Source organism: Nereida sp. NH-UV-3 (assembly GCF_042939535.1).
Lineage (GTDB): Bacteria > Pseudomonadota > Alphaproteobacteria > Rhodobacterales > Rhodobacteraceae > Nereida > Nereida ignava.
In genome coordinates this window covers 118,758-133,378 of sequence record NZ_CP132157.1, presented here as the reverse complement: position 1 = coordinate 133,378, position 14,621 = coordinate 118,758, and the positions used below count along the sequence as shown (strand labels likewise).

The 14,621-nt window shown below is 55.2% G+C and carries 11 protein-coding genes and 1 tRNA gene; 7 read left to right on the top strand and 5 right to left on the bottom strand.

Going from position 1 to position 14,621, the window contains the following annotated elements:
- The first annotated feature begins 233 nt into the window (after positions 1–233).
- Positions 234–1,985, top strand: a complete 1,752-nt coding sequence (locus tag NeNHUV3_RS00620; RefSeq protein WP_391481824.1) for an acetolactate synthase 3 large subunit — start codon at positions 234–236, stop codon at positions 1,983–1,985.
- A gap of 94 nt (positions 1,986–2,079) precedes the next feature.
- Complete coding sequence (gene ilvN, locus NeNHUV3_RS00615; RefSeq protein ID WP_048597356.1) at positions 2,080–2,643, top strand: acetolactate synthase small subunit; 564 nt, start codon at positions 2,080–2,082, stop codon at positions 2,641–2,643.
- A gap of 324 nt (positions 2,644–2,967) precedes the next feature.
- Here the strand turns inward: ilvN and NeNHUV3_RS00610 are convergent, their stop codons facing one another.
- The 5 genes from NeNHUV3_RS00610 to pdxH all read right to left on the bottom strand — a co-directional run bounded on the left by NeNHUV3_RS00610 (position 2,968) and on the right by pdxH (position 9,327).
- Positions 2,968–6,621, bottom strand: a complete 3,654-nt coding sequence (locus NeNHUV3_RS00610; protein ID WP_391481821.1) for a vitamin B12-dependent ribonucleotide reductase — start codon at positions 6,619–6,621, stop codon at positions 2,968–2,970.
- Between the two features lie 782 nt (positions 6,622–7,403).
- Positions 7,404–7,480: transfer RNA gene (locus NeNHUV3_RS00605), tRNA-Pro, on the bottom strand.
- A 43-nt stretch (positions 7,481–7,523) separates the two neighbouring features.
- Complete coding sequence (locus NeNHUV3_RS00600; RefSeq protein ID WP_391481819.1) at positions 7,524–7,976, bottom strand: DUF192 domain-containing protein; 453 nt, start codon at positions 7,974–7,976, stop codon at positions 7,524–7,526.
- Positions 7,977–8,013: 37 nt separating this feature from the next.
- On the bottom strand, positions 8,014–8,565 hold the full coding sequence (locus NeNHUV3_RS00595) for a cold-shock protein (protein ID WP_391483152.1): 552 nt from the start codon (positions 8,563–8,565) through the stop codon (positions 8,014–8,016).
- Positions 8,566–8,721: 156 nt separating this feature from the next.
- Positions 8,722–9,327, bottom strand: a complete 606-nt coding sequence (pdxH, locus tag NeNHUV3_RS00590) for a pyridoxamine 5'-phosphate oxidase (protein ID WP_391481817.1) — start codon at positions 9,325–9,327, stop codon at positions 8,722–8,724.
- Positions 9,328–9,531: 204 nt separating this feature from the next.
- On the opposite strand from pdxH, the gene fabI reads away from it, so the two are divergent.
- The 5 genes from fabI to NeNHUV3_RS00565 all read left to right on the top strand — a co-directional run bounded on the left by fabI (position 9,532) and on the right by NeNHUV3_RS00565 (position 14,612).
- A complete protein-coding gene (gene fabI, locus NeNHUV3_RS00585; protein WP_391481815.1) occupies positions 9,532–10,338 on the top strand; it encodes an enoyl-ACP reductase FabI in 807 nt (268 codons plus the stop codon).
- Between the two features lie 10 nt (positions 10,339–10,348).
- On the top strand, positions 10,349–10,957 hold the full coding sequence (locus NeNHUV3_RS00580) for a LysE family translocator (RefSeq protein ID WP_391481813.1): 609 nt from the start codon (positions 10,349–10,351) through the stop codon (positions 10,955–10,957).
- Positions 10,958–10,978: 21 nt separating this feature from the next.
- Entirely contained in the window at positions 10,979–11,479 is a 501-nt protein-coding gene (gene gpt / locus NeNHUV3_RS00575; protein ID WP_391481811.1) for a xanthine phosphoribosyltransferase, read from the top strand.
- Positions 11,480–11,512: 33 nt separating this feature from the next.
- On the top strand, positions 11,513–12,697 hold the full coding sequence (locus tag NeNHUV3_RS00570; protein WP_391481810.1) for an aminotransferase: 1,185 nt from the start codon (positions 11,513–11,515) through the stop codon (positions 12,695–12,697).
- Positions 12,698–12,767: 70 nt separating this feature from the next.
- Positions 12,768–14,612: a peptidyl-prolyl cis-trans isomerase gene (locus NeNHUV3_RS00565; protein WP_391481808.1), complete on the top strand. Its 1,845-nt coding sequence runs from the start codon at positions 12,768–12,770 to the stop codon at positions 14,610–14,612.
- The last annotated feature ends 9 nt before the right edge of the window (positions 14,613–14,621 follow it).

Sequence of the window (14,621 nt, the reverse complement as noted above, 5' to 3'; positions counted from 1 at the left end):
CCCGCCATAATGTCCGTGGCAATTGTTAAGAAAGGGCGGGCTATGAAAGACGTCGTCGTGATTTGCCGAAAGATGCGCATGGGATCGTAAGGTCATCCAGTTTTGAAACCATGCGCCCCCGACACAATCGGGGGTTTTTTTATGTCACCTTTTCTTTTCTGAACCTGAAACGAGCTAGCTATTGATTTGACGCGGAACCAGCCGCGCAATCGTTGAAAACCGGAGAGACCAAGATGCCCGCACCCATGACAGGCGCCCAAATTGTTATCCAAGCCCTTAAAGAACAAGGCGTCGACACGATTTTCGGCTACCCCGGTGGCGCGGTGCTGCCGATCTATGACGAGATTTTTCAGCAAAGCGACATCAACCACATTTTGGTCCGCCACGAGCAAGGTGCGACCCACGCCGCCGAAGGCTATGCCCGCGCGACAGGCAAACCCGGGGTTGTGTTGGTAACCTCGGGCCCCGGTGCCACAAACGCGGTGACAGGCCTTACGGATGCGCTTTTGGACAGCATCCCAATGATCGTTCTATCCGGTCAGGTGCCCACATTCATGATTGGATCTGACGCATTTCAGGAGGCCGACACCGTTGGCATCACGCGCCCGTGCACCAAACACAACTGGCTCGTGAAAGACACCGATGAGCTTGCTGGCACGATCCATGAGGCGTTTCACGTTGCCACATCAGGCCGTCCGGGCCCTGTGCTTGTGGACATTCCCAAAGACGTCCAATTCGCCAAGGGCAAGTATAAGTCTGCCGCGCCCACCAAGTCGCACTATCAGCCCCAAGTGAAAGGCGACATGGCCACCATTGAGGAATTGGCCGACGCGATGGCCAAAGCCAAACGCCCGATCATCTATTCGGGTGGCGGCGTCATCAACTCTGGCCCCGCGGCGTCACAGCTTTTGCGCGAGTTGGTGGCGGCAACAAACTTCCCCATCACCTCAACCCTAATGGGACTGGGCTGTTACCCTGCGTCCGGTGACAACTGGCTGGGCATGTTGGGCATGCACGGGCTTTATGAAGCCAACATGGCGATGCATGATTGCGATTTGATGATCAACATCGGCGCACGTTTTGATGACCGGATCACGGGCCGCCTCGATGCGTTCTCGCCCGGCTCAAAAAAGGCGCATATCGATATCGACGCCTCATCGATCAACAAAGTCATCCACGTGGATATGCCGATCCTTGGTGATGTGGCCCATGTGCTTGAGGATCTGCTGAACGTTTGGAAATCAAAGGGTCGCCAGACAAACAAAGAAGCGCTCACTAAATGGTGGAGCCAAATTGAAGACTGGCGCGCCGTGCGATGTCTGTCGTTCAAGCAAGAAGGCAAAGTCATCAAGCCGCAATACGCTCTTGAGCGCCTTGAAGCTCTGACCCAGAAATACGACCGCTACATCACAACCGAAGTCGGCCAGCACCAGATGTGGGCGGCGCAGTACCTCGGGTTTGAAGACCCCAACCGGTGGATGACGTCCGGTGGTTTGGGCACAATGGGCTACGGCACCCCTGCCTCAATCGGTGTGCAAGCCGCGCACCGTGATGCGCTGGTCATTAACGTGGCGGGTGAAGCCTCGTGGATGATGAACATGCAAGAGATGGGCACAGCGGTGCAATTCAACTTGCCCGTAAAGCAATTCATTCTGAACAACGAACGGCTCGGCATGGTGCGCCAGTGGCAAGAATTGCTGCACGGTGAGCGTTATTCACAAAGCTGGTCAGAAGCCCTGCCCGACTTTGTAAAGCTGGCGGAAGCTTTTGGTGCCAAGGGTATTTTGTGTGAAGATGCTGCGGACTTGGATGATGCCATCATGGAAATGATCACCTACGACGGTCCGGTCATTTTTGATTGCCTTGTTGAAAAGCACGAAAACTGTTTCCCCATGATCCCATCGGGCAAGGCACATAACGAGATGCTTTTGGGCGACGCCAGCACCAAAGGTGCGATCGATGCAAAAGGCAGCGTGCTGGTCTAACACCCGCACTACCCTTCTCTCTTATTGGCCTGATGTACCCTCTCAAGATTGGCGCGTCAGGCCCACACAAAACATACATGAACTGAGACACCCAATGGCTGCACTAAAACTCAAGAAAGGCGCATCAAGCCACAGCGCCTACAACCTTCGTCCAACCTTCTCTGACGTAGAAGAACGCCACACCCTTGCGGTATTGGTCGCCAACGAAGCGGGCGTTCTGGCCCGCGTCATCGGACTTTTCTCAGGGCGTGGCTACAACATCGAAAGCCTTACAGTTGCGGAAGTGGATCACGAAAAGCAGCTGTCGCGCATCACGATCGTAACAACCGGCACCCCGCAAATGATTGAACAAATCAAAGCGCAAGTGGGCCGGATTGTGGCTGTGTACGACGTGCACGATCTTACCGTCGAGGGCCCTGCCGTTGAACGTGAGCTGGCCCTCTTCAAAGTCACGGGTACCGGCGACAAGCGTATCGAAGCACTGCGTCTGGCCGAGATTTTCCGCGCCAACGTGGTGGACAGCACCCTTGATAGTTTCGTTTTTGAAATCACCGGTGACGTCGGGAAAATCGATGCATTTGCCGATCTCATGCGCCCCATCGGCCTGATAGAAATGGCCCGCACGGGCGTAGCAGCCCTTTCACGCGGACCCGAATAAGAGATAATTTACAATAAGTGAAAGACCAAAGCTAAAGCTCCTCGCACTGAACAAGCGCGAGGAGCTTTTTAGTTTCAGCATAAGTTCTTTTGTTTAGAAATATCCCGGGGTGTGGGGCAGCGCCCCACTGGATGAACGCCTGCAAAAACAGCGTTTCCTTCTGTTTACCCAAACCAACACACCGAACAAAAATGGGGCGCCCAAAGGCGCCCCAGTTTGTTCAATCAGGCTCGTATAATTTACCGCTCTTACGTTGTTTTATGCCTGCGGCCTGATCGTCATGGGCGGCCCTCGCCTGCTCGCGCAGGGGGCCGCCGCATCTCTTTAGCTACAGCCGGATGTGCCGCCGCAGGTGTTGCACTTCATGCAGGTGCCGTTGCGCACCAGCGTATAGTTTCCGCACTCACCACAGGCCTCACCCTCGTAGCCTTGCATCTTCGCTTTGGCACGGGCGTCCATCTGTACACCGCCACCTGAAACAGCGGCTTCGGCTACGGCGACGCCGGTTGTGCCATCAGCCACCACAGGGGTCACGGGCGCCACAGACGCTGCCTCGGTCATGCCCATTTGGCCGCCCTGCAGCACAGTCAACTCTTGGGGCAAACGCTTGCGCAGATAGCCCGTTGAGCTGATTGTCTTGAGCGCTTCAAGGGTGCGCGTCGCAGCAGTGTCTGACACTTCTTTGACGTTGCTCACGCCCTCTTGCTCACCGCGGCCGATATCATCGAATGTGGCGCCTTCAGGCTTCACATGGGCAAGATCGGTACGGTCAAGATAGGACACAGCCAATTCGCGGAAGATGTAATCCAGCACGGATGTAGCGTTCTTGATGCTGTCGTTGCCTTGGACCATGCCCGCGGGCTCAAACTTGGTGAAGGTGAACGCATCCACGAACTCCTCGAGCGGCACACCGTATTGCAGACCAACAGACACCGCGATGGCGAAGTTGTTCATCATGGCGCGGAAGCCCGCCCCCTCTTTGTGCATATCGATGAAGATTTCACCAAGGTTGCCATCTGCATACTCCCCGGTGCGCAGGTACACTTTGTGCCCGCCCACGTTGGCTTTTTGGGTATAGCCCTTGCGGCGCTGTGGCATCTTTTCGCGGTGCGATTTGATGACCTCTTTGACCACAACCTTCTCAATGATTTTCTCGGCGATGACTTGTGCTTTCTCCATAGTGGAGCCGTTCTCAAGCACATCAGCTGCCTCATCATCATCCTCGACCAAGGCCGCAGCAAGCGGCTGGCTGAGTTTTGAGCCGTCACGGTAAAGTGCGTTCGCTTTCACACCCAAGGACCAAGACAGCTCATAGGCTTTCTGACAATCCTCGATCGTTGCGTCGTTTGGCATGTTGATCGTCTTGCTGATCGCGCCAGAGATGAACGACTGCGCTGCGGCCATCATGGTGATGTGGCTGTCAACGCTCAGGAAACGCTCGCCTTTCTTACCGCACGGGTTGGCACAATCGAAAATCGCGTAGTGCTCTTTCTTCAAGTGTGGCGCACCCTCAAGGGTCATTGTGCCGCAAACGTGGTCGTTGGCTGCGTTGATGTCCGCTTTGGTGAAACCCAAGTGTGTCAACAGATCAAACGTTGGATCAGCCAACTTGTCCTGTGGGATACCCAGAACATTGGTGCAAAATTCTGCGCCCAAGGTCCACTGGTTGAACACAAAACGGATGTCGAACGCTGATGCCAACGCAGCTTCCACTTTTTCAAGCTCGGCCTGGCCAAAACCATGACCGATCAGGGCGGTGTGGTTGATGCCCGGCGCGTTGCCCATTGAGGCGTGCCCAACGGCGTAGCCGACGATCTCTTCGATCTGCGCGCTGCCATAGCCAAGCTTTTCAAGGGCTGCTGGAACAGAGCGGTTGATGATCTTGAAGTAACCACCGCCCGCAAGCTTCTTGAATTTTACCAGTGCAAAGTCTGGCTCGATGCCTGTGGTGTCACAGTCCATGACCAAGCCGATTGTGCCTGTCGGCGCAACAACTGTGGCTTGGGCGTTGCGGTAACCGTGGGCTTCGCCAAGGCTCAGCGCTTCGTCCCATGCGGATTGCGCCAGTTCGATCAAGCTTTTGTCTGGGCAAGACGCGTGGTCCAGCGCGACTGGCTTGATTTCAAGGTTCTCATAGCCGTCTGTCTTGCCGTAGGCCGCTGTGCGGTGGTTACGGATGACGCGCAGCATGTGGTCTGCGTTCTTTTTGTACCCTGGGAACGGGCCCAACTCACCGGCCATTTCGGCAGATGTTGCATAGCTGACGCCGGTCATGATTGCAGTCAGCGCACCGCAAAGCGCGCGGCCTTCATCGCTGTCGTAAGAGTAGCCCATGTTCATCAGCAAACCGCCGATGTTTGCATAGCCCAGACCAAGCGTGCGGAAGTCGTATGAGCGTTGCGCGATCTCTTTGGACGGGAACTGCGCCATCATTACAGACACCTCAAGGGTGACTGTCCACAAACGGCACGCGTGCATGTAGTCTTCTGACTGGAACTCACCGTCTTTGAGGAACGTCAGCAGGTTCATGGATGCAAGGTTACAAGCCGTATCATCAAGGAACATGTACTCTGAACACGGGTTGGAGCCGCGAATTTCGCCGTCTTCTGGGCAAGTGTGCCACGCGTTGACTGTGTCGTGGTACTGGATGCCCGGGTCGGCACAGGCCCAAGCTGCGTGGCCTACTTTTTCCCACAAATCACGGGCTTGGACCGTCTTGAACACTTTGCCATCTGTGCGGTTGATCAAATCCCATGTGCCATCTGCTTCAACAGCCTTCAGGAACGCATCAGTTACGCGGATTGAGTTGTTCGAGTTCTGACCGGAGACAGAGTTATACGCCTCGGAATCCCAATCCGTGTCATATGTTGGGAACTCAATTGAGGTATGGCCTTGCTTTGCGTAATCCAGAACGCGCTTGATGTACGTCTCGGGGATCGCAACTTTCTTGGCTGACTTTACCGCTTCTTTCAGCTGTGGGTTAACCTTTGGATCATAGGCATCCTCTTGCGCACCATCCCACGCTTTGATCGCAGCAAAAATCGCGTTGAGCTTTTGCTCGTGCATCTTTGAGCCAGCAACGATGGACGCTACTTTCTGCTCTTCAAGCACCTTCCACTCGATGAATTCTTCAATATCAGGGTGGTCCGCATCCACAATAACCATTTTAGCCGCGCGCCGTGTTGTGCCACCAGATTTGATCGCACCAGCGGCGCGGTCACCAATTTTCAAAAAGCCCATCAGGCCAGATGATTTACCACCGCCAGAGAGCCCCTCACCAGACGCACGCAGGCTTGAGAAGTTTGTGCCTGTGCCAGAGCCGTATTTGAACAAACGCGCTTCACGCACCCAAAGGTCCATAATGCCGCCTTCGTTTACCAGATCATCCGCAACAGATTGAATAAAGCACGCGTGTGGCTGTGGGTGCTCATAGCTGCTGGTGGATTTGGTCAGCTTGCCGGTCTTGTGGTCTACATAGTGGTGGCCTTGGGCAGGTCCGTCGATGCCGTAGGCCCAGTGCAAGCCCGTGTTAAACCACTGCGGGCTGTTCGGCGCGGCGCGCTGTGTCGCCAGCATGTAGCGCATCTCGTCGAAATACGCACGGGCGTCGGCCTCGGTGGTGAAATACCCACCTTTCCAACCCCAGTATGTCCAGGCACCCGCCAGACGATCAAAAACTTGCTTCGCTGATGTCTCGCCGCCGAAGGTCGCGCCTTTTGCTGGTTTGGACTTCCAAAGAAACTCAGGGACATCCTTCTCAGCCACTTTTTCAACTTTGGACGGCACGCCCGCTTTGCGGAAATACTTCTGCGCAATTACGTCACTGGCAACTTGGCTCCAGCTGGAGGGCACTTCCAGATCTTCGAGTTGAAACACAATCGTGCCATCGGGGTTCCGGATTTCCGAAACTGTTTTGATAAAGTCCAGTTCGGCGTATGCGTCTTTGCCGGCGGCGGTAAATGTGCGGTCGATTTTCATATCTCGGAGCCCTGTCCCTGTAAAATGTTTAACTGCAAAACACGCAGCGGCGCGTCTTGGCTGATGATGATAGGGACAAATCTTTTGCTCAGCGCCTCGGTTATCCGTAGTTCTGACGGAGTGCGTCTTGGCAAGTGGCGCCGCGCACATCCTATATTTGTTGTGGTCTTTTGAACCTGTCCCCACCAACCTGCGCGCCACTATATGTAGTGGCCATCATGTCAGCCTGCACAACCTGACGTAGTTCCACCTAGGTGGTCAACGGTTTTTTATTAATCAAAGTCTCAAAATAGTATTGACGGTAAGGGGCCTAGTATGGGCCAGACACAATCATGTGATTCATGTGCGTGAAGGCTGTGGATAACTCTGATTTCGCCCGCAACATGAACAACCGAATTTTTCCTTTTATTCCCGCAGTTTTATCGCGGCTCCTTAAGAAATCAGCAGACTTTATCCAGACGCTTTTCCACAGGCTGGCAGAATTAACGGCCAGCGTACTTGGGTTAATGGATCGCTAAAATTATTTTACTGAAGAGGAAAAATAGCCAAGCCGATCAGTATCAAAAGTATCAATTATACGGCAGATGATAGCAAATGTGGAAAGAGGCACGGCCTTTGCCACTAAATGTAGCACACATTCAATAAACCACTCCGAATCTAACACCACTACGATTTGTAGGGAATGACGCAGAGGACAGCCGCCCTTCTCAGCACATGACTAAATGTGTGAAAGCAATACAGACTACCCTTGGGGCACTGGCTCACTAACTAATGTGGTGAAGTGGTCGGGACGGCAAGATTCGAACTTGCGACCTACGGTACCCAAAACCGTCGCGCTACCAGGCTGCGCTACGCCCCGACTGATGCTGCGTTTAATCCGCCTTTACGCAAATGAAAAGCCCCTAACAGGGCCAAGATGCAACTTCTTTGTCAAAAATTTCATGCCGCATCTCAGAACCCGCGTTGATCCCGTAAATCTCAGACAATCCGCCGTTAATTTCGAGCACATACATGATGTTATCGCCCCCGGGGATCGGTTTCAGGTCACCAGGAAACGCGTTGGAATGCACTTTGCGCACCACCCCGTCCTCACTGGCAAAGATAATATCGAGTGGGATCAACGTATTCTTCATCCAGAACGCAACGGTTTGTGGGCGCTCGTACACGAATAGCATCCCTGCCCCGCGCGGCATGGCTTCGCGAAACATCAACCCTTGGGCACGCGCAGCGGGATCAGCCACGACTTCAACGTCAAAAACCGCCTTGCCCCATGTGCCGCGCAACTCGATCTGACTGTCGGAACACGCGGCCTGTGCGCCAAACGGCAGCACAACAAAAAAGCACGCAGCGGCCATCGCTACGTGCTTTTTGAAAATCGTTCTAAAAATGGAATTACTGACGCTCGACAGCGAAATCCCATGTGCAGACTTGCGCTGCCATTTTGCCGCGCTCACCGTCGATGACACGGATGCCAACGGCTTCGCCGCTTTGCAGATCTGCCAGACCGGAACGGCGCAGTACTTCAACATGCACAAAGATGTCTTCGTCAAAGCCAAACACATTCGCAAAACCGAAACCTTTGGTTTTGTCGAACCACTTAACGCGGGATGGCTCAAGCTCGATCTTTTGTAGCTCTTCGGGGCTAACGTGGACAAACTCGCCCAGTGTGCTGGTGCCGTCGTCTTCTGGTGGTGTGATCTCAAGGACCTCAACCGCCTGCACGCCGCGATCTGTGTGTTGAATTGCGATCTCAATTTCTGTGCCCTCCGCGATGGAGCCCTGGCCGAAATTACGCAAAACATTCGCGTGTAACAAAATGTCGGGACCACCGTCGTCAGCCACAACAAATCCAAAACCCTTAACCGGGTCAAACCATTTAACGACGCCAAATACGATTTCTTCTTCTTCGACGTCTACGTTCTCAATATTCTGCTGTTCTTGCATTTTGCACATAACCATCCCGCTTTGGGGACGCTCCATCTGTAATTACACTACTGATTACTGTGCTGTAGGTTACGGGCCGTCGGTGCAATTTATCTGCGGAATACCGACGGCCTCTTTAGGAACACTACGCTATCTTTGGTTTAAGTACGTAAAAGTCTAAGGATTCAAACGCACTACATCCCATGGCTCATCCGGTGTTGAGCGGGTCCAGCGGAACCGGTTGTGCAAGCGAAACTCCCCATCGGCCCAGAACTCAATCTCGATCGGCGTGATCCGGTATCCGCCCCAAAACGGTGGCCGCGTGGGGTTTGCGCCCATCTTGGCCGTGACTTTTGCCACCTCTGTCATAAGGCTCGCCCGTGACGCCAATGGTTTGGATTGATCCGATGCCCACGCGCCAAGGCGGCTTTTGAGCGAGCGGGAGTTGTAATATTCATCCGCTTGCGGCCCATCTTCTTTGGTCACATGACCGCGCACACGAATTTGGCGGCGCAAGGACTTCCAATGCATCACAAACGCAGCCTTTTCGGCCCCATCAATTTCCTGCGCCTTCTTTGAGGTGTAATTGGTATAGAAAACAAATGCCGTGTCCTCGACATCTTTTAGCAACACCATGCGCGCATTCGGCATCCCGTCTACGTCTACTGTCGAAAGTGCTATGGCGTTAGGATCATTGATCTCGCTTTGCTCGGCCTCGGCCATCCATGATTTTGCCAGCTCGAACGGGTCATCGCCCGCGAAAATTCCACTGCGTCCGGTCATTGTAAGAATACATCCTCAAAAAGGTAGTTAATGTCTGTTGTCTGCATCACGCTTGCGCCGTTTTGTGCATTTGGGCTCCCGCCGTTGCCCGTTGAACCGGCAATTGCCCAAGATAACACAGCACGGAGCCTTGCCGCTCGCTTAGGGCTGACGTAAACCTCACACAGAGGCGGTCAAGCGCCAGCACTACCCAAGGGGAAAACAATGTCAAACCAACTCATGGCCGGCAAACGCGGTCTCATCATGGGCCTGGCCAACGATAAATCTATTGCGTGGGGCATTGCAAAAGCCTGCGCCGATGCGGGCGCCGAGCTTGCTTTCTCATATCAAGGTGACGCACTGCTTAAACGTGTGGGCCCACTTGCGGCACAGCTTGGCTCTGACATGGTGATCCCGTGCGATGTGGGCGATGAAGCCTCAATTGACGCGCTTTTTGCCGAGATTGAAAAAGCGTGGGGCAAGATTGACTTCGTCGTACATGCTATTGGTTTTTCTGATAAAAACGAATTGCGCGGCCGGTACGTTGATACGACACGCGGCAACTTTGCAATGTCCATGGATATCTCCGTTTACTCATTCACAGCCGTCGTGCAGCGCGCCGAAAAGATCATGAACCCCGGTGGCTCGTGCCTGACGCTGACGTATTACGGCGCTGAAAAAGTGATGCCACACTACAACGTCATGGGGGTTGCCAAAGCCGCCCTTGAAGCGTCCGTGAAATACTTGGCCGAAGACCTCGGCAAAGACGGCATCCGCGTCAACGCCATCTCTGCGGGTCCGATCAAAACACTGGCGGCCTCTGGAATCGGTGATTTCCGCTACATCATGAAGTGGAACGAGTATAACTCGCCCCTACGCCGCAACGTGACTACTGAAGACGTGGGTAAATCCGCGCTATATCTGCTGTCTGATCTGGGCAGTGGCGTCACAGGTGAGAACCTGCACGTCGACGCAGGATATCACGTGGTCGGCATGAAAGCTGTCGACGCCCCCGATATCTCCAAAGAATAACGGCGCGCCCATGATTGCGGCCTTTATGACGGCGTATTTTCTGCATCTTGTCGCGGCGGCCTCACCGGGCCCTGCTATTTTGATGGCGGCCCGCGTCGGGCTGCGCGACGGGATGCGGACATCTGTCTTTTTGGCTGCTGGCATCGCCGTTGGGGCTTTGTTTTGGGCTGTTGCGGCCCTCTTTGGTCTGGCAGTTTTGTTTCGCGCAGCGCCGGGCCTGATGTGGGGCTTCAAACTTGCAGGGGGTCTGTTTTTGATGTGGCTCGCGCTACAAATGTGGCGTCACGCAGATGCGGACGTTGAGACGCCCGAAAACATCAAAACGCCCACCCCGCTTGCTGCCTTTTGGCGCGGGGTTGCAACACAACTAGCTAACCCCAAACCAGCCGTTTTCTTTGGTGCGGTTTTCGTGGGCACCATTCCAACAGACGCCTCGCCGCTTTGGGTGCTGGCCCTGCTTGGCGCTATTTTGATCAACGAGTTTGCCTGCTGCACGATTGTGGCGCGGTTGTTTTCTATTGAGCACATTCGCCGCGGATACCTCCGCCTCAAACACATTATCGACCGCGGTTTTGGGGGCATCCTTGCCCTATTGGGCCTTAAGGTCGCCTTCACTTAATTCCGCCGAAAGGACCACCATATGACTGATCGTTTGCCGCACGAAAAAGGGTTTCACATTTCATGGGACCAAATCCACCGTGACAGCCGCGCATTAGCGTGGCGTCTTGATGGCAAAGGGCCGGACGATGGAAACTGGCGTGCGATCGTGGCGATCACCCGTGGCGGCATGGCCCCAGCAATGATCGTTGCGCGCGAGTTGGATGTGCGGACCGTTGATACGATCAGCGTGAAATCCTACTCGCACCAAGACCAATCCGAGGCTTCTGTGCTCAAACGTCGAGACGCTGATATGATGGGCGATGGCACGGGCATTTTGATTATCGATGATCTGGTCGACAGCGGCAAAACCCTTGAACTGGTTCGTGAAATGTACCCCAACGCGCATTTCGCAACTGTTTACGCCAAACCAAAAGGCGAGCCCCAAGTCGATACGTTCATCACAGGTGTTTCCCAAGATACGTGGATCTTTTTCCCGTGGGATATGGCCCTACAATACGTGGAGCCCTACCGCGGCGTCTAATCCCAAATTGCCCTTCTTTCAGGAGCTTAGCTGATGTCACAGTCTCGCACACAAACCACTTTTGCGCCCCCCGTTATGGAGGCCCGCCGTTGGCTTGAGACTGCTGATTTCAGCGAACAACCCCTGATCAACGTCTCACAGGCAGCCCCCGTGAACCCGCCACCCGCCGAAATGCGTGCGGCGATGGCGGCCATGATGGAAGAAGATGACACCCATCTATATGGGGCGGTGTTGGGCAACGATGCGCTGCGCACCGAACTTGCCAGCCAATGGGCGCGTCACTTTGAGGGCACAGTGTCACCGGCGCAGGTTGCCATCACATCGGGGTGCAATCAGGCGTTCTCAGCAACGATTTCGGCAATTTGCACCGAGGGGGATGAAGTTCTGCTGCCAACCCCTTGGTATTTCAATCATAAAATGTGGCTTGATATGGCAGGCGTCACAACGGTGCCGCTTGATACTGGCGCTGATTTGACGCCGGATGTCGCAACGGCCAAAGCCCTGATCGGGCCGCGCACGAAGGCGATCGTGCTGGTAACCCCCAATAATCCTGCGGGAACCGAATATAGCAGTGAAACTGTGCGCGCATTCTATGATCTGGCCAAAGCGCACGGGCTGAAATTGCTCATCGACGAGACCTACCGCGACTTTGACAGCCGCGACGGCGCGCCACACACTCTTGTCGGGCTGCCTGATTGGGATGAGACACTTGTCCAGCTTTACAGCTTTTCCAAAGCCTACCGTCTGACCGGTCACCGCGTGGGTGCCATGATGGCGTCACCTGCGTTTTTGGCTGAGGCTGAGAAGTTCCTCGACACAGTTGCTATTTGTCCCAACCAGCTTGGTCAAAAAGCGGCCCTTTGGGGCCTTCAAAACCTTGGCGATTGGCTTGCGGGCGAGCGGCAGGAAATCTTGAACCGCAGCGCAGCAATTGCGCAAAACATGCCCGCGCTTGAGGCCAAAGGTTGGTCGCTCTTGGGCAACGGCGCGTATTTTGCCTATCTGCGTCACCCCTATGCGATGCCCTCGGATGAGTTGGCCAAGTGGCTGGTCCATAACGCCCAAATCCTTGCCCTGCCCGGCACCATGTTCCGGCCCAGCGACGACCCCGCTGGCGCGCAAGAAATGCGCATCGCTTTTGCCAATATTGACGCAAGTGGCATTGCGGCCCTTTTTGCACGGCTCAGCGCCCTTGAAGGTCTGCCCCTTCGCGCATAGACATCTTTTGAACATCACTGCGGCGGGCGTGTACCAGCCCTGCCACCCTAAACATTGAGGCGCGCGCGTTATGGCCGAGAAGAAAAAAGCATCGAAATTTCTGGGCACTGCCCTACTCGGTTTGTTGGGCGTTTCGCTGATTGGCTTTGGCACCGGCGGCTTTGGCACGAACATCTCAAGCATCGGCAAAGTCGGTGATACGACGATTGACGCAAACGATTATGCCCGCGCGCTGGATCAAGAGTTACGCAGCCTCGGCGCACAATTCGGCCAGAACATCACCTTCGCTCAGGCACAGCAATTCGGCATCGACCGATCCGTGTTGCAACGCGTTATCGCACAGACCGCCCTTGATAATGAGACCACGCGCCTTGGCCTGTCTGTGGGCGATGCGGAGGTGGCCGAGCAAGTGCGCGCAGTGCAGACGTTCCGTGGCCTCGATGGTCAATTCGACCGCGAAGCCTATGCCTTTACCCTTGAGCGCGCAGGCCTGAGCGAGGCCGAGTTTGAAGCCGACATTCGCAGCGAGGCTGCGCGCAATCTGCTGCAAGCGGCCATCACCACGGACACGACGCCCTCTGATGCCTATGTGGATTTGATGTTCTCCTACCTTGCGGAGCGCCGTAATATCACGTGGGGCACTGTGGCAGAGACCGATCTTGAGACGCCTCTGGAAGTGCCCACGCCGGCCGAGCTTCAGACGTTTTATGAGGCCAACCCCGCCACATTCACCACCCCAGAGGCAAAGCGGCTAACGTATGTGTGGCTCACACCCGCCATGCTGGCCGATACGATCGAGATTGATGACGCGACCCTGCGCGAACTGTATGAAGAGCGCATCGATCAATACGTCCAGCCCGAGCGCCGCTTGGTTGAGCGACTGGTATTTGAAGATCAAGGCACCGCCGAAGCCGCCGCTGCGCAGCTTGCCGTTGATCCAAGTGGCTTTGAAACACTGGTGCTTGATCGCGGCCTTACCCTTGAGGATATTGATCTGGGTCCTGTCGCCCAAGATGATTTGGATGGTGCGGCAGAAGCCGTTTTTGCCCTTGATGATACGGGCGTCACCGCAGTGGTCGAGACCAATCTTGGTCCGGCAGTCTTCCGTGTGAACGCTATTTTAACCGCCCAAGAAACACCCTTTGTTGAGGCCCGTGACGATCTTGCCAGTGACATTCTGGCCAACCGTGCAGCGCGCCAAATTCAGGACCAAGCCCGTGGCTTTGACGAGGAATTGGCCTCTGGCGCTACGCTTGAGGATCTGGCCGCTGAAAGCGATCTCACCCTGGGAACGATCGACTGGACACCGGACGCAGAGCAAGACATTGCCGCCTACGACGGGTTCCGTCAGGCCGCACGTATTGTTGGCGACGAAGACTTCCCAGAGATTGCCGAGCTTGAGGATGGCGGTATCTTTGCGCTGCGCCTCGACGAGGTCATCCCGCCCACGCTGCAACCGCTAAGCGATGTTCAACAACAAGCGACCCTTGCGTGGCAAGAGGCACAGCGCACCGCGGCCCGTGCAGCCAAAGCAGACGCCGCAGCCGATAGCCTGCGCGCGGGGACTGCCCTGCCTGATCTTGGTCTTGATGAAGTGATTGAACAGGACCTGACCCGCAGCGACACCATCCCCGGTGCGGCACCTGAATTGGTACAGACCGCTTTCGAAATGGCCATCGGTGATGTGCGCACGATTGAAGGCGAAAGTGCCACTTATATCGTACGCCTTGATGCGGTGAATGGCCCCGATGCTGACAACCCCGAAATCACGGCCCTGCGCGACGCAGTTGAAACCGCAGCACGCCAAGATATCAGCCAAGACGTACTCGATGCGTTTACGGCTGCTGTGCAAGCAGATGCCCGCGTGCAGCTGGACCAAGGTGCAATCAACGCGATCCACGCTGGCTTCAACTAAAGCGGGCCC